Origin of the sequence: Halomonas sp. NPDC076908, assembly GCF_050269715.1 — a bacterium.
In the GTDB taxonomy this organism is placed as follows: Bacteria; Pseudomonadota; Gammaproteobacteria; order Pseudomonadales; family Halomonadaceae; genus Vreelandella.
Window position 1 is genome coordinate 14,352 of sequence record NZ_JBNNIW010000009.1, and the last position, 15,621, is coordinate 29,972.

A 15,621-nucleotide genomic window follows, 5' to 3' on the forward strand; every position below is an offset into this window, starting at 1 on the left:
TATTTGGTATTGTCAGGCGTTCTGGTAGTTAGTGCAATCAGAGGTGTTGACTTCCGTGGGTGGCGTGATAGAAACAACGCTGGCATTTGCCACTTCATTTATTTTGCGAGTCACCTTGATGGTCACCCGAAAACTACCGTTCTCGAAATTTATCGTCTTGCTCAGCCTTACGACACTCAGCGCGAATGCCCTCGCTGAGACACAGCAAGAGATTGAAGCACGAATCCGCGCCCTTGATGCGGAGCTTTATCAGTTGCGTCAGCAGTTACAGCAGGTTGAAAGCCCAGCAGACGCTTCGCTTGATCTGCCGTTTGAACTACTGCCAGAAGAAGCGGCTCGTGAAGACTTAAGTGATCGGCGTCAGCTTGAACAGGAGTCGACGCGTAATCCCTTTTCTATCACCACGCACCACACAAACTATCTGTTTCCGGTGAGCTACAACAGCAACCAGAATCGTGAAAGCTTCCGTAATATTTCTGAAGATTCATCAGCAAATAATGCGGAGCTAAAGTTCCAATTTAGCGCCAAGGTCAATCTCGCTGAAGAACTATTTGGTGACTATGGCGATGTCTATTTTGGCTACACCCAGCGTAGCTGGTGGCAAGCGTACAATACGGATGCCTCTTCGCCCTTCCGAGAAACCAATTACGAGCCTGAAGTGTTCATCGATTTCGATAATGCTTGGGGGGCGCTTGGCTGGGTAAATACCCGCAATCGCATCTCCCTTAACCATCAATCTAATGGTCGTTCGTCTCCACTCTCACGCAGTTGGAATCGGGTTTACCTGGAAAGTACTTTTCAGAGTGGAGACTGGGCATTAACACTAGCCCCTCATTGGCGGATACCTGAATCTGAATCGGAAGATGACAATCCCGATATCGAGCGCTTTATGGGCTATGGTGACGTTCGCTTAGCAAAACGCTTAAACAACAATCATGAAGTTAGCGGTCAATTACGCGGTAACCCCAGCGCGGGCAACATAGGCTCCCAGATCGATTACAGCTGGCCCGCCTTTAATACCCTACGTGCCCATGTACAGTACTACTACGGGTACGGCGAGAGCATGATTGATTATGACCATCGCGTACACCGCCTCAGCATCGGCTTTAGTTTAAATCCCTTATTTAGTGCAACGGGGCTGAACCGATAGGGGTAAATACTTGTCTCTTATCATGTGGCTGCTATGCTAGTAGCTGTAATTTTATTCATTATTCGTCAAAGGAAGACACCATGGCTAAACGTCCGTCCCCCTACTTTTCGCAAGCAGATCAACTTAAAGATGACCTGCGCCATTTAAGCGAAACTGTTGAAGAATTGGTCAACGCCACAGCGAAGGATGCAAGTGGTGAAATGAACGATCTTCGTAGCCGTGCCGAGCGCCGTTTAAAAGATACCCGCGCTCGTCTTGAGGCACGTGGTGAACGCATTTATGACGAAACCCGTGACTCACTCACTCACCAAGCTGACGCTTGTGACCGTTATGTCCACGATAATCCTTGGACAAGCATTGGTATTGGAGCAGCAGCAGGTCTAGTTGTGGGTATGCTGCTCGGTCGTCGCTAATGGCTTTGGGTCCAACCCAGCGCGTCTTCTCTGCCGTCAAACGCCTGCTGAAATCGCTGATAGCTAATAGCGAAACCCGCCTGCGTTTGGCGGTGTTTGAATTAGAAGAAGAACGTGCCCGCTTAGTCACATTGATGCTACTTGCCGGTGCAAGCCTATTACTGCTTTTATTAGGTATTGCTACGCTGACAGCGTTGGTTGTGGTTCTGTTTTGGGATACCTACCGTTTAACGGCGATTGGCATTAGTGCAGGTATTTTAATAGGCGCAAGTTTATTGCTTGCGGTCATGGCCATTCGTCAGTCGAAGCGTCACTCCCTATTGAAAGAGACACTCAAACAGCTTTCCGCTGACAGAGCACTGCTTGAGGAGCCTAGTGATGAAACCATCCGAAAACACCGCTAAGCCGTTAAGTCGTGCTGAGCGTAAAGCGCTTCTACTAGCTGAACTTGAGCAACAGCGTGTGGATATTCTGGTTGACAGTGAATATCTGCAGCAAGCTGCGCTCCCGCTGGATAGAAGTTGGCAAAGCTTCAAATTACCGCTTTATGCAGCGGGCGGTATCGCCGCATTCAGTTTGATGCGCCACCCCGGCAGCGCTATGGCAGCAGGTAGAAAAGCACTTGCTGGCTACATGCTTTTCAAAAAGCTTAAATTATTAGCCAAAATGGCTACTTAATTTCAAAGCTTTTGTTTTATGCTAGTGGGGGTAGTTTAGCAGGATTGCCCGCAGGCAACCCCACTGGCCCACGCCCATTGAAAATTATACCCCCCCAATTCCCCTGTTACATCTAAGACCTCGCCGATAAAACGCAACTGCGGCATACCGTTAACTTCAAACGTCTTTGACGATATCTCGTCGGTATTAACGCCTCCCATGGTGACTTCCGCCGTACGCCAGCCTTCGGTACCCGCTGGTTTAAGCTGCCATGCATTGAGTCGTAACGCCCATTCATCCAACGTTTGATTGGCATATTGTGCCAGTGGGCGCGCGGGATCATGATCGGGATACCATTCCAGCAGTGCTTGAGCCAATCGCTTGGGGAAGCGCTCGGCAAGCCAAGTGGAAAGCTGACGTTTGGGGGTTATTTGCCGTGCTTCACGCAGCGATTCAGCCACCTTTTCATTGGGCAGCAAATCAATCGTAATGTGCTCCCCTGGCTGCCACACGCTGGATATTTGCAACATCGCAGGACCCGATAAGCCCCGGTGAGTAAATAGCATTGGCTCGACAAAACGGCGTTCACCAGCGCTTACCGAGATGGGCACGCTCAAACCAGAGAGCTCAGCGGCACGCGTTTTCCAAGAGTCACTGAGAGTAAAAGGCACTAGACCGGGGCGCGTAGCTAGCACCTCTAAACCAAATTGCCGAGCGATATCATAGCCAAACCCCGTCGCTCCCATGGTGGGAATGGAAAGGCCTCCTGTAGCGACCACCACGACACCAGCATCAATTTTTCCCATCGAAGTAGAGAGCTGCATCGCATTACCGCGCTGTTCTACTCTTGTTATTTGGGTATTTAGCGCTATTTCAGCGCCGGCCCACTCACATTCAGTCAGTAACGTGCGGACTATTTCCTTGGCGGAGGTTGCACAAAACAGCTGTCCAGGCGTTTTTTCGATGTGCTCCACACCATGCCTTTCGACCAACTCAACAAAGTGCTCGGGGCGGTACCTTTTGAGCGCGGAAATACAAAAGTAAGGGTTTGACGAGTAAAAGTGCTGTGGCGTCGTCCCAAGATTGGTAAAGTTGCAGCGGCCGCCGCCAGACATCAGAATCTTTTTGCCTGCTTTGTTAGCATGATCAAGCACTAAGACTCGCTTGTCGGCATAACCCGCAGAAGCTGCGCACATTAAGCCTGCGGCACCGGCACCAATGATCACTACGTCATAGGTCATAATGAACTGCTCATAATTGATGACTCATGAGGGCTGCTTCCGCCGTAAAAGGGTGGCATTTTAACAGGGACAGCGCGCGAAAATGTTATATATTAAAAAACAATTTGTACAATAAATGTACAACTGAAAATTCTTTGGTCTCAACCGCTAACTGACCCAGGCGGATAAGTGCCACTTCCTAAAAGGCCTGGGGGCACTGTCTAAATACGTTTGCTTTGCCATCTAACGCTGAGATAACTATGCATTTCCAATTACATCGACGACTGCTAACCCTATTGGCGCTCGCCCCCCTGAGCCTTTTGCCCATCAATGATGCCTTCGCTCAAACACCCCCCTCTGTCATCGGTACTCGCGCAGTAATGACCACCTGGTCTGACCCTTTAGAAGCATTGGGAACGCTCAGTGCTGAAGAGAGCGTTACGATATCTGCTACCGTCACGGAAATTGTTGCCGACATCAATTTCCGTGACGGCGAACAAGTTGATGAAGGACAACTGCTTATTCGGTTGGAAGATGCTGAAGAGCAGGCACAGTTAAGAGCATCACAGGCACTGCGGGATGAACGCCGCAATGCCTCTACTCGCGCCACTCAACTACAAGATCGTAACTTAGCCGCTCGGGCAGATGTTGAGGATAGCCAATCAAGACTGCGACAGGCGGAGGCGGATATTCAAGCGATCGAAGCAAGGCTCTCAAATTATCGCATCCAGGCACCCTTTAGTGGCCGCGTAGGTTTCCGTAATATCAGTGTTGGCACCTTGGTAACGCCTGGCATGGATCTAGTTACCCTGGATAAGCTAGACGTAATGAAGCTCGACTTTAGCGTACCCGAGATTTTTCTTGGCCGACTTTCACCAGGCCTGATGCTTAACACCTCCACAGCGGCCTACCCCGACGATATCTTTAGCGGTGAAATAGCCACCATTGGTACACGAGTAGACCCGGTAACCCGCAGTATTAATATACGCGCTGAACTCGACAATGCTGACGGACGCTTGCGCCCTGGCATGCTGATGCAGGTGATCGTTCAACAGCGCGTGCGTGATTCCGTCGTCATCCCTGAAGCGGCCATCGAACCTAGTGGTGACCGGCACTCAGTTATGCTAATCGAGGAGAGCGATGGCACCACGCGTCTGACTAAGCGCAACATTTCTATAGGCGAACGTCGCTATGGCCAAGTGGAGGTTCTTGAGGGCTTAGCCGAAGATGAGCTTATTGTGGTGCATGGTTTACAGTTAGCTCGAGATGGGCAGGAAGCCAGATTAATCGGCATTGTTGACGATGAAACAGGTATCCGAGCGCTATTAGAGGCTGACCGCTAATGCGCATATCGGATATTTCAGTTCAGCGCCCAGTGCTTGCGATGGTGATCGCCGCACTGATTATTGCTTTTGGCTTGATGGCACTTAACCGCCTGCCGCTGCAAGAATACCCCACGATCGACCCTCCGGTAGTGACGATTGATACCCGTTATCCCGGCGCCTCCGCGAACGTCGTCGAAACGCGCATCACCCAAGTACTTGAAGATCGTATTGCAGGGGTGGAAGGCATTGAGCTAATCACCTCACGAAGCGAAGATGGTCGTTCTCAGATTGAAATAGAGTTTGGCATTGATATGAATATCGATGCCGCCGCTAATGATGTTCGCGACCGTATTTCTGGCGCGTTACGCAACCTACCGGACGACGCAGACAATCCAGAAGTCACCAAAGCGGATAGCAGCGAAGAAATTGTCGTATGGCTAAGCCTTTCCGGCGAAGATTACTCCATCACTGAACTGACCGATTACGCCAACCGCTACTTGGTCGATAGCCTTTCGGTGCAGCCTGGGGTGGCACGGGTACGAGTGGGCGGAGGCAGCGATTACGCGATGCGCGTTTGGTTGGATCGCAACGCATTAGCCGCTCGCGGCCTTACTGTTAGCGATATTGAAGACGCCCTTCGAGCTGAAAACGTTGAACTACCCGCAGGTTCGATTGAATCAGAAGATCGTCAGTTTATTGTTCGTCTGCCCCGCAGCTTTGCCAGTGCCGAAGATTTTCAGCGGCTCGCCATCAATCAAGGAGATAACGGCTACTTAGTTCGCCTGGCTGATATTGCCAGAGTAGAAGTGGGCGCAGTGGAAGATCGCTCAGTATTTCGCTCCAACGGCGTGCCTATGGTGGGGCTTGGCATGATCATGCAATCCACCGCCAACATCATAGAGCTTTCTGAAGCTGTACAGCTGGAGCTTGAACGTCTGCAGGTCTCGTTGCCGGAAGGCATGTCGCTAAGCTTAAACTACGATGCATCTCTGTTCGTTTCCGGAGCAATTGACCAGGTAGTCGCCACGCTATTTATCGCCATGGGGCTCGTTGTGGTGGTGATATTTCTCTTTTTGGGCAATTTACGCACCACCATGATTCCCGCCGTCACTGTGCCGATTGCTGTTATCGGTGCCTTTACTGCATTAGCTGCGATGAATTTTTCGATCAATTTATTAACGCTATTAGCCTTGGTATTGGCAATAGGCCTGATCGTTGATGACGCCATCGTAGTGCTTGAAAATATTAACCGCCGTATGCATGACTATGGCGAAACACCCTTAGTAGCTGCTTTTCGTGGTACCCGACAAATTGCCTTTGCCGTTATCGCAACGACGCTCGTTTTGGTAGCGGTATTTTTGCCACTGAGTATGCTACAGGGCGATATTGGGCGGCTGTTTTCTGAATTTGCGCTAACCATGGCCGCTGCCGTCGTCTTCTCCACTCTGCTAGCGCTGACATTAACGCCCATGATGGCGTCTAAAATCCTTAAACCAGGCATGCACGATAGCCGTATTGGTAAAGGCGTACAGTGGATGCTGAATGGCACCCAGCGCCGCTACCAACGCGGGCTTGAGTGGATGCTTAAGATGCGATGGCTGGTGGTAGCGATGTTTGTTCTGTTAATTGCCGCCACCGCGTGGATCGCCTCAGCACTACCCAACGAATATACCCCCCAGGAGGATCGGGGTAACTTCATCGTGCTGGTCAATGGCCCGGAAGGCGCTACCTTCGATTACATGATGGATTATATGGATGAAATCGAAGCGCGCATGTCTGGGCTAGTAGACAGCGGAGAACTTGAGCGCGTTGTGGTGCGTGCACCCCGCGGTTTCGGCAATATCGAAAACTTTAATAGCGGTTTCATTATCGTCAATATGGCCGACTGGGGCAGTCGCCGTAGTGCCTGGGAGATTATGGCGGAGGTACGCGAAACGCTGAGTACCTTGCCTGGCGTCCAAGCCTTCCCCGTTATGCGGCAAGGGTTTGGCCAGCGCACCCAAAAGCCGGTGCAATTTGTACTCGGCGGCGGCACCTATGAAGATCTTGCCCGCTGGCGCGATACGCTGATGGATCATGTGCGTGAAAATAATCCACGCTTACTAGCGCTGGAGAGTAATTACAACGAGACCCAACCACAACTGCGTGTCGATATCAATTATGAGCGTGCCGCTGCACTAGGCGTCACGGTGACTGAAATCGGCCGCACCTTAGAAGTGTTGCTGGGTGGGCGCAATGTCACTCGCTATGTAGACGACGGTGAAGAGTACGATGTGATTTTAGAGGGAGACCGCAGTAGCCAAAACAGTCCGCGGGCACTGGATAATATCCAGGTGCGTTCGTCACGCTCTGGTGAGCTGATTCCTTTGGCAAGCCTGGTTACGCTTTCTGACTTTGCTGGTGCCAGCACCTTGAACCGCTTTGACCGCATAAGGGCGATTACCATTGAGGCCAACTTAGCCGATGGCTATCCGCTTGGCGAAGCGCTTGCCTACCTAGAGCAGAGTGCCGTGGCGCTACTACCCGAAGAGGTACAAACCAATGTGGCAGGCCCATCACGCGACTTCCAGCAGGCTAGCGGTGCTACGACGTTCTTGCTGGTGCTGGGCGCCCTGGTAGTGTTCTTAGTGTTAGCCGCGCAGTTTGAGAGCCTCATTCACCCCTTTGTCATTATGCTCACGGTACCATTGGCAATGAGCGGGGCTTTACTTGCACTACTACTTAGCGGTCAATCGCTGAATATTTATAGCCAGGTAGGGCTAGTGCTACTGATTGGCCTTGCGGCTAAAAATGGCATTCTAATCGTAGAGTTTGCCAATCAGTTACGCGATGAAGGTCGGGAGTTCCACTCGGCGCTGATTGAAGCGTCGGTTACCCGCCTACGCCCTATTTTGATGACCGCCGTCACCACCATGGCGGGCGCTATCCCGCTGATTGTTTCTACCGGACCAGGGGCAGAGTCTCGCTTAGTCATAGGCACCGTTATTATGGCGGGCGTTGGCTCAGCAACGATTTTCACGCTGTTCGTAGTACCTGTCGCTTACGACTTACTGGCACGCCACACTGGCTCGCCAGGTGCCGTCAAGCGCCGCCTGGAAGAGGAGATAGCCAACGCGCCGGGAGAGCAGCAAACATAAGCTTTGCTGAGGTCATTGCGAGCGAAGCGCGGCAATCTCAGAGAGTGGAGATTGCTTCGTCGCAAACTCCTCGCAACGACATAAGATAGGGTATTCAAAATGAAAAAAGGTGCCTAACGGCACCCTTTTTCCCTAGCGAGGCAGCGATTACTCACATTCGCCCAAATACTCGCCATCAATAACCGTATTCATACTCAGTTCACCCATAGGTGACTGGGTCAGGATATCGACACTACCTTCGATACGCTCGCCCATAAACCGCATTTCGCCATCGATGGTTGCTTCGCCACCCTCAGCACGGCATACCATGCTATAGGTCAGCCCATCCTCATTCATTTCCTGATTCAGCAATTCACAGCCTTCTTCTTCCTCAATGAAGCCAAACTCTGCGCCATCAAGCTCCTCTTGAGTTATACACTGGCGTTCAGTTTCCGTTTGATCCGGAATTTCCATTTCGCCGCTAATACTGGTTGTGCTAGTAAATTCCCACTCACCTGCGGTTACATTTGGTGTTTCGGCCAAAGCGACCATTGGAAAGGCCATAACGGCCGCTACTGCCATGTTACGTAACATCATCGCTACTCTCACTGTGTTGCTTTAGGAAACCCGTGAATATCCTACCTGATTCAACCTAACGATGCCCAACCTGCCTACCACACTGCTACACTTTGGGTATTCGTTTCAGTGTAAAAACAGCCCATAAAGGTAGCTAATATGCAGGATGATGCTCTGATTAATTACGATTTTCATTGCCCGTACTGCGACTCGCCGCTGACCTTTATCATTGATATTTCACAGGGCAGCCATGCGACCTGGGAAGATTGCCATCAGTGTTGCGCACCTATTCAACTGCAGATCATTGTGTCGCCTATGACAGGCGAGCTTGATAGCGTATTGGCTGGGCGCGACGACGATGTCTTGTAATCCCAATCACCTCTGAATGGTATAACTAGACAATGTCGGCTTGCTGCATTGCGATCTTCCGCTTGGCCTCATTACGACGCATGAAAAACCAAGCAAGCAAGGTTGCCAGCGACACCGTCAAAATAATCAATGTCGCCAAGGCATTAATTTTTGGTGACACACCCATACGTACCGATGAAAACACCACCATCGGCAGCGTATTCGCCCCGGGGCCCGAGACAAAACTGGCAATCACTAAATCGTCTAGCGATAGTGTAAACGCCAGTAGCCAGCCCGCTGCCAGCGCGGGGGCGATGACTGGCAGCGTTATCGCAAAGAAGGTTTTTAGCGGCGGCGAGCCTAGATCCATGGCGGCCTCTTCAATAGAGCGATCCACTTCACGTAAGCGCGCGGCAACGACGACCGCTACATAGGCGCTGCAAAACGTCGTGTGGGCAATCCATATCGTCGCCATACCACGGTCCGCAGGCCAGCCGGTTATCTGTGCCATTTGTACAAACAGTAATAGCAACGACAACCCGGTAATCACCTCAGGCATGACCAGCGGTGCTGTGACCATGCTTGAGAGTGCCGTTTTGCCACGGAAGTGGCCATAGCGTGTCATGACGAAGGCTGCCACGGTGCCTAGACACACCGCCATGCTGGCAGCAAAAAAAGCGATTTTTAAGCTTGTCCATACCGCGGATAGAATCTGCTGATCACGAAATAGCTCGCCGTACCACTTGGTCGAAAAGCCCGTCCATACCGTAACTAACTGCGAGGCGTTAAACGAATACACCACCAGGACAAACATCGGCAAGTAAAGAAATAGCAGGCCAAGCACCAGCATGACCGTTGAGAAATTAGGTCGCCGCATGCGCATTATTCAAGCTCCTTGGACTGGTAACGATGGAACCAGACAATCGGTACCAGCAACAGCAGCAGCATCACCATGGCCAACGCAGACGCTACCGGCCAATCGCGATTGAGGAAAAACTCTTCCCATAAAACTTTACCGATCATCAACGTGTTCGGCCCACCCAGTAATTCCGGAATTACAAACTCACCTACTGCGGGTATGAACACCAGCATCGAGCCCGCCACAATACCGCCCATGGAAAGCGGTAAAGTCACTTTTATAAACGTATTCAGCTTGCGTGAACCAAGATCGGAAGCGGCCTCAAGCAGTGAGTTATCCAAGCGGGTTAGATGGGCATACAGCGGCAGCACCATAAAAGGCAAGTAGGCGTATACAATGCCTATCGTGACGGCAAACTGGGTATTCATCATTCGTATTGGCGAATCGATCAGGCCCAATCCGAGTAGCAGATTGTTGATTAGACCGCTGTTACTTAGGATGCCCATCCAGGCGTAGACCCGAATTAGAAATGATGTCCATGAGGGAAGCATAACCAACAGTAGTAATAGCAGTTGCCAGCGCGCTGGTGCTCTCGCCATGGCATACGCCATTGGATAACCAATTAACAGGCAGACTGAGGTAGCAATAAACGCGGTTTTAATTGACCCCCAGTAAGCAGCTACATACAGCGAGTCCGATAGCAGAAAGAGATAATTACCCAAGCTTAGAAAGATATGCAGCGTTTGATCAGCATATTCAAGCAGCGGCCCATAAGGCGGAATGGCAATCGCGGCCTCAGACAAGCTGATTTTTAATACCAATGCAAAGGGCAGCAAAAAGAACAGGGTTAACCACACCAGGGGAAAGGCAATCACCGCCCGGCGTCCTAATTGCCAGCGCTTAACCAACGCTGAAACACGAGATGGCATCATTTAAGGCAGTCTCCTCCCAGCAAGAAACCCAATCGTTAGTAACTCAGTCGTTAGTAACCCAGTCGTTAACCCAGACATTAGCGATTGAGCACAATAGTGCTGTGATCTTCCCAGTGGACATAGACGCCGTCTTCCCAGGTCGGCCGATCTCCACGGCGTTCAGTGTTGGCCATACTGACTTTAATGACCTGGCCCGAGAGCGTGCGCACGTAATACAAAGAGAAACCGCCTAAATAAGCGATATCGTCAACCTTCCCTTCTGCCCAGTTATATTCTGTGGTGGGTTTCTCGCGGGTTAACCAAATTTTCTCAGGGCGCAGTGCAACCCAAACACGCCGATCATCCGCTTGAGTGGTAATACCATGGTCAATATAGATTGGCTGTTCCAGCGCAGGCGCCACAATGCGGCAGTGATCAGCAGCATCTTCGATGATTTCACCTTCAAACATATTCACAGTGCCGACGAACTCAGCCACCATTCGACTGACCGGGCTTTCGTAAATATCAATGGGTGAGCCTATCTGCTCTATCCAGCCATCGGCCATGATCGCCACTCGGTCAGCCATTGTCATGGCTTCTTCCTGATCGTGGGTCACCATAATGCAGGTAACGCCTACCTGCTCGATAATCTCAACCACCTCTAGCTGCATCTCTGTGCGCAGCTTTTTATCCAGCGCACCCATCGGCTCATCCAACAGCAGAAGCTTGGGTCGCTTAGCGAGCGAGCGGGCCAACGCCACCCGCTGCCGGTGGCCACCGGAAAGCTGATGCGGCTTGCGCTTAGCAAAACGCTGCATATGCACTAGCTTCAGCATTTGCGCCACGCGCTCGTCAATATCCGCTTTAGGCAGTTTGTCCTGCTTTAAGCCAAAGGCAATGTTTTGCGCCACCGTCATATGGGGAAACAGCGCGTAGGACTGAAACATCATGTTGATAGGCCGCTTGTGGGGCGGCATAGCGGTGATGTTCTCACCCCCTAACATGATGCGCCCTTCCGAGGGGGTCTCAAATCCTGCCAGCATTCGTAGTAACGTAGACTTTCCCGATCCAGAACCACCTAATAACGCAAAAATTTCCCCGCGTTTGACCTGCAAATTGACATTATCCACCGCCAGCGCATCATCAAACCGCTTACTTAAGTGCTTCACTTCCAGTACTACGTCCTCAGCAAAGCGCGGCGTTTTACCGGTAGCATGTAAAGCATGAGGATTAGTTGGCGAAACGGATGAAGGCTCGTTCGACAGGGGCGTAGTGACCATTCGCCACTCCCATCAAAAGGCCCGGCAAAACCGGGCAGATAAAAGGCGAACAGCGAGCTACAAAGGGAGTACCCCAAGCTCGCCGTCGGATAAGTGTTAGCTTAACGGCCTGATTTTACGCGGTTCCAAATACGCGTACGGGCGCGTTGAACATTTTGAGGCTTTTCAATCGCCACGTACAGGTTTTGCATGACATCGGTTGCTGGGTAAATAGCCGGGTCATTAATAATCTCTTCCGAGAGATATTCGTTAGCCGCTGCGTTAGGGTTGGCGTAACGCACATACTCGGTAATCTCAGCAGCAATTTCAGGATCTAGAATATAGTTAATAAAGGCGTGGGCGTTTTCAGTATTTGGCGCGTCAGCGGGTACCGCCATCATGTCAAACCAGAGGGCTGCACCTTCTTTAGGAATACTGTAACCAATAGAGAAGTCGCGACCGGCTTCTTCAGCACGCTCGGCTGCTTGAAAAATATCGCCTGAATAGCCAGCGGCTACGCAGATGTCGCCATTGGCAAGATCGGATACGTAACGCGAAGAGTGGAAATAAGTAATATTATCGCGGATACCTGCAATTACCTCGCCGCCGGCTTCCAGGTCTTCAATATTTTCGCTAAGCGGATCCAAGCCCACGTATGCCATAGCAGGTGATAGCATCTCATCACCTGAATCAAGCATCGCAAGGCCACAACCTGCTTCACTCAATGCAGTGGTGATCTCAGGATCAAACAGCAGCGCCCAGCTATCCACGGGGGCGTCGTCACCCAAAATTTCCTTTATGCGATCAATGTTATAACCCAAGCCATTGGTACCCCACATATACGGAACCGAATATTCGCTTCCAGCATCAATGGCTTCCAAGTTGGTCATCAATTCGGCATTGAGGTTATCTAAATTAGGTAGTAGCTCATGGTTGAGCGGCTGGTAAACACCAGCGCTTACTTGGCGGGTAAAGTAGTGCGTTGAAGGCACCACCACATCATAGCCAGAGCGTCCCGCGAGTAGCGCGGCATCAAGTATTTCATTGCTGTCGTAAACGTCGTAGGTCACTTCAATACCGGTACGCTCTGTAAATTTTTCAAGCGTTTCCGGGGCAATATAGTCTGACCAATTATACACCCGCACCTCTTTGGCATGGGCAGCACTAGCCGCTGCGGCAAACGAGATGGCCGCAACGGCCGCAGAAAGTTTGTGGATGTTCCCCATATTGCTACTCCTTTTTCTAGACTATTTTTCTAAGCCATTTGGCCCCGCTCTTAGCGTAGGCGATAAAGCTGACCGTGCGAATTTTGCGGTGCAGAAACGCCGATCGCAAGCCAATGTGAGAAATTCTTGCATTCTGTCTTTGCGGCCCCATCTAACAGTTTGTGCGGGGCGCCCTCTTTACCAATAGAGAAACCCTATTGATGGGATGGCTATTCTCAATTTTAGCCTTTCGTCGTTAGCCATTAGTATGGCTATCACTTTCTAATTATTCACCCACTGCTACTGGAGATTATTTGAATGTCATTGATTAACACTGAAGTTAAGCCGTTCAAAGCAACTGCCTTTGTAAATGGCGAGTTTGTTGATGTTACTGAAGCGGACATGAAAGGCCAGTGGTCTATCTTTTTCTTCTACCCAGCTGACTTTACCTTTGTCTGCCCGACCGAGCTTGGCGACTTAGCTGACAACTATGCTGAGTTTAAAAAGCTGGGCGTTGAAATTTACAGTGTTTCAACCGATACCCACTTCACGCACAAAGCGTGGCATGACAGCTCTGAAACTATCGGCAAACTGCAGTACCCGATGATTGCTGATCCAACGCTGCGCATTTCACGCAACTTCGAAGTTCTGATCGAAGAAGTTGGCCTTGCTGAACGCGGCACTTTTGTGGTCGATCCTGACGGCAAAATCCAGATCGTAGAAATTAACGCTGGAAACATTGGCCGTAATGCCGAAGAACTGCTTCGTAAAGTGAAGGCGGCTCAGTACGTTCGCGCTAACCCGAATGAAGTATGCCCGGCTAAGTGGAAAGAAGGTGAAGAAACTCTCGCGCCTTCTCTGGATCTCGTAGGCAAAATCTAAACCGCCTATCGGTCTAACCTGCCGCTACTGTTTAACTAAGGCGACAGGTGATTACTCAACACCCGGGTTCTGCCCGGGTGTTCTGTTTTTACCAAAAGCACTGTGAGGAAGTTACTGTCATGCTGGACGCCAATTTAAAAACCCAGTTGAAAGCCTATCTGGAAAAAGTGACTCAGCCGTTCGAGATCGTTGCGTCCCTCGATGACGGTGCCAAGTCACGCGAACTACTTGGCCTGCTGGAAGACATCAGCAGCCTAAGCGATAAAATCACCTTGCACAGCGACGGCCAAAATGTGCGCAAGCCGTCTTTTGCGATCAACCGCCCTGGTGAAGAGACGGGCGTAGTGTTTGCGGGTATCCCCATGGGTCACGAGTTCACGTCACTCGTTCTCGCCCTGCTGCAAGTCGGCGGTCACCCGCCCAAAACATCTGACGAACTGCTTGATCAGATCCGAGCACTTGATGGCGAGATGCTGTTCGAAACGTACTACTCGCTCTCCTGCCAGAACTGCCCCGATGTGGTTCAAGCGCTCAACCTAATGGCTATTTTCAATCCTAACGTGCGTCACGTCGCCATCGACGGCGCGCTATTTCAGGATGAAGTTGAGTCTCGCGAAATCATGTCGGTGCCCAGCATTTACTTAAACGGCAAGCCGTTTGATCAAGGCCGCATGACGCTTGAGCAGATTATAGCCAAAGTCGATACCGGTGCCGCCGAACGCGATGCTAAAAAGCTCAGCGAAAAGGCAGCCTTCGACACGCTCGTGATTGGTGGTGGCCCAGCGGGTGCTGCTGCAGCCATTTACTCAGCGCGCAAAGGCATCAATACCGGCGTTGCTGCTGAGCGCTTTGGTGGTCAGGTATCTGACACCATGGGGATTGAAAACTTCATCTCCGTTTCGCATACCGAAGGTCCAAAGCTGGTTAGTGCGCTTGAAGAGCACGTGAAAGAGTACGAAGTTGATGTAATGAACCTGCAGCTTGCTACCTCGTTTAAGGCCGCTGAAGCGGAAGGTGGACTGCACGAAGTAACCTTTGAGTCTGGCGCCAAGCTTAAGAGCAAAACCCTGGTATTGGCGACAGGCGCTCGTTGGCGCGAGATGAACGTACCCGGTGAGCAGCAATACCGTAACAAAGGTGTTGCCTATTGTCCGCACTGTGACGGCCCGCTGTTTAAGGGCAAGCGCGTTGCGGTGATTGGCGGCGGTAACTCTGGTGTTGAAGCGGCCATTGACCTAGCCGGCATTGTCGCTCACGTGACACTGGTGGAGTTTATGGGTGAGATGCGCGCTGATGCGGTGCTGCAGAAAAAGCTTAAGAGCCTGCCCAACGTCGATATTATTGTTAATGCCCAGACCACTGAAGTCAGCGGTGACGGCAGCCGTGTTAATGGCTTGAACTATAAAGACCGCACAACCGATGAGAGCAAATCCATCGCGCTGGAAGGTATTTTTGTTCAGATTGGCTTAGTACCGAATACTGAATGGCTAAAAGGCTCGCCGATTGAGATGACGCCCCGCGGTGAGATCATTGTTGATGCTCACGGTATGACGTCCGTACCCGGCGTATTCGCTGCGGGCGATGTCACCACCGTGCCCTACAAGCAGATTATTATCGCCATGGGCGAAGGCGCCAAGGCGTCGCTGGGTGCATTCGATTATCTAATTCGTAATTGACAGTAACGAAGAAAAGCCCGCTGA

The 15,621-nt window shown here is 51.1% G+C and carries 15 protein-coding genes; 9 read left to right on the plus strand and 6 right to left on the minus strand.

Annotated elements, in window-relative coordinates; all coding sequences use genetic code 11:
* Positions 1 to 118: 118 nt before the first annotated feature.
* The 4 genes from ACQKE4_RS07040 to ACQKE4_RS07055 all read left to right on the plus strand — a co-directional run bounded on the left by ACQKE4_RS07040 (position 119) and on the right by ACQKE4_RS07055 (position 2,241).
* Positions 119 to 1,150, plus strand: coding sequence for a phospholipase A (locus ACQKE4_RS07040; RefSeq protein WP_427387654.1), 1,032 nt, complete (start codon positions 119 to 121; stop codon positions 1,148 to 1,150).
* Positions 1,151 to 1,230: 80 nt separating this feature from the next.
* Positions 1,231 to 1,563 carry a DUF883 family protein gene (locus ACQKE4_RS07045; RefSeq protein WP_427387546.1) on the plus strand — a complete coding sequence of 111 codons (333 nt, stop codon included), beginning with the start codon at positions 1,231 to 1,233 and terminating at the stop codon, positions 1,561 to 1,563.
* Positions 1,563 to 1,967 (plus strand): phage holin family protein, encoded by a 405-nt coding sequence (locus ACQKE4_RS07050; protein WP_427387547.1) that lies wholly within the window; start codon positions 1,563 to 1,565, stop codon positions 1,965 to 1,967. The genes ACQKE4_RS07045 and ACQKE4_RS07050 overlap by 1 nt, the downstream gene beginning before the upstream one ends.
* Positions 1,942 to 2,241 carry a YqjK family protein gene (locus tag ACQKE4_RS07055; RefSeq protein ID WP_427387548.1) on the plus strand — a complete coding sequence of 100 codons (300 nt, stop codon included), beginning with the start codon at positions 1,942 to 1,944 and terminating at the stop codon, positions 2,239 to 2,241. The genes ACQKE4_RS07050 and ACQKE4_RS07055 overlap by 26 nt, the downstream gene beginning before the upstream one ends.
* Positions 2,242 to 2,276: 35 nt before the next feature.
* Here the strand turns inward: ACQKE4_RS07055 and ACQKE4_RS07060 are convergent, their stop codons facing one another.
* On the minus strand, positions 2,277 to 3,461 hold the full coding sequence (locus ACQKE4_RS07060; RefSeq protein WP_427387549.1) for an NAD(P)/FAD-dependent oxidoreductase: 1,185 nt from the start codon (positions 3,459 to 3,461) through the stop codon (positions 2,277 to 2,279).
* A 239-nt stretch (positions 3,462 to 3,700) separates the two neighbouring features.
* Here ACQKE4_RS07060 and ACQKE4_RS07065 point away from each other — a divergent pair, with 239 nt between their 5' ends.
* Both ACQKE4_RS07065 and ACQKE4_RS07070 read left to right on the plus strand, forming a co-directional pair.
* Entirely contained in the window at positions 3,701 to 4,783 is a 1,083-nt protein-coding gene (locus ACQKE4_RS07065; protein WP_427387550.1) for an efflux RND transporter periplasmic adaptor subunit, read from the plus strand.
* On the plus strand, positions 4,783 to 7,902 hold the full coding sequence (locus tag ACQKE4_RS07070) for an efflux RND transporter permease subunit (RefSeq protein WP_427387551.1): 3,120 nt from the start codon (positions 4,783 to 4,785) through the stop codon (positions 7,900 to 7,902). The genes ACQKE4_RS07065 and ACQKE4_RS07070 overlap by 1 nt, the downstream gene beginning before the upstream one ends.
* Before the next feature lie 147 nt (positions 7,903 to 8,049).
* Here ACQKE4_RS07070 and ACQKE4_RS07075 read toward each other — a convergent pair whose 3' ends face one another.
* Positions 8,050 to 8,478, minus strand: a complete 429-nt coding sequence (locus ACQKE4_RS07075; protein WP_427387552.1) for a DUF3617 domain-containing protein — start codon at positions 8,476 to 8,478, stop codon at positions 8,050 to 8,052.
* Positions 8,479 to 8,616: 138 nt separating this feature from the next.
* Here ACQKE4_RS07075 and ACQKE4_RS07080 point away from each other — a divergent pair, with 138 nt between their 5' ends.
* A complete protein-coding gene (locus ACQKE4_RS07080) occupies positions 8,617 to 8,826 on the plus strand; it encodes a CPXCG motif-containing cysteine-rich protein (RefSeq protein WP_427387553.1) in 210 nt (69 codons plus the stop codon).
* A gap of 25 nt (positions 8,827 to 8,851) precedes the next feature.
* Here the strand turns inward: ACQKE4_RS07080 and ACQKE4_RS07085 are convergent, their stop codons facing one another.
* The 4 genes from ACQKE4_RS07085 to ACQKE4_RS07100 form a co-directional block, all read right to left on the minus strand.
* Positions 8,852 to 9,688, minus strand: a complete 837-nt coding sequence (locus tag ACQKE4_RS07085) for an ABC transporter permease subunit (protein ID WP_427387554.1) — start codon at positions 9,686 to 9,688, stop codon at positions 8,852 to 8,854.
* Positions 9,688 to 10,596 carry an ABC transporter permease subunit gene (locus tag ACQKE4_RS07090; RefSeq protein ID WP_427387555.1) on the minus strand — a complete coding sequence of 303 codons (909 nt, stop codon included), beginning with the start codon at positions 10,594 to 10,596 and terminating at the stop codon, positions 9,688 to 9,690. The genes ACQKE4_RS07085 and ACQKE4_RS07090 overlap by 1 nt, the downstream gene beginning before the upstream one ends.
* A 77-nt stretch (positions 10,597 to 10,673) precedes the next feature.
* Positions 10,674 to 11,855 carry an ABC transporter ATP-binding protein gene (locus ACQKE4_RS07095; protein WP_427387556.1) on the minus strand — a complete coding sequence of 394 codons (1,182 nt, stop codon included), beginning with the start codon at positions 11,853 to 11,855 and terminating at the stop codon, positions 10,674 to 10,676.
* Positions 11,856 to 11,956: 101 nt separating this feature from the next.
* A complete protein-coding gene (locus ACQKE4_RS07100; RefSeq protein WP_427387557.1) occupies positions 11,957 to 13,060 on the minus strand; it encodes a polyamine ABC transporter substrate-binding protein in 1,104 nt (367 codons plus the stop codon).
* Positions 13,061 to 13,363: 303 nt separating this feature from the next.
* Between ACQKE4_RS07100 and ahpC the strand changes: the two genes are divergently transcribed.
* Together ahpC and ahpF are read left to right on the plus strand one after the other, a co-directional pair.
* On the plus strand, positions 13,364 to 13,921 hold the full coding sequence (ahpC, locus tag ACQKE4_RS07105; RefSeq protein WP_427387655.1) for an alkyl hydroperoxide reductase subunit C: 558 nt from the start codon (positions 13,364 to 13,366) through the stop codon (positions 13,919 to 13,921).
* A gap of 119 nt (positions 13,922 to 14,040) precedes the next feature.
* Entirely contained in the window at positions 14,041 to 15,597 is a 1,557-nt protein-coding gene (gene ahpF / locus ACQKE4_RS07110) for an alkyl hydroperoxide reductase subunit F (protein ID WP_427387558.1), read from the plus strand.
* Positions 15,598 to 15,621: the final 24 nt, after the last annotated feature.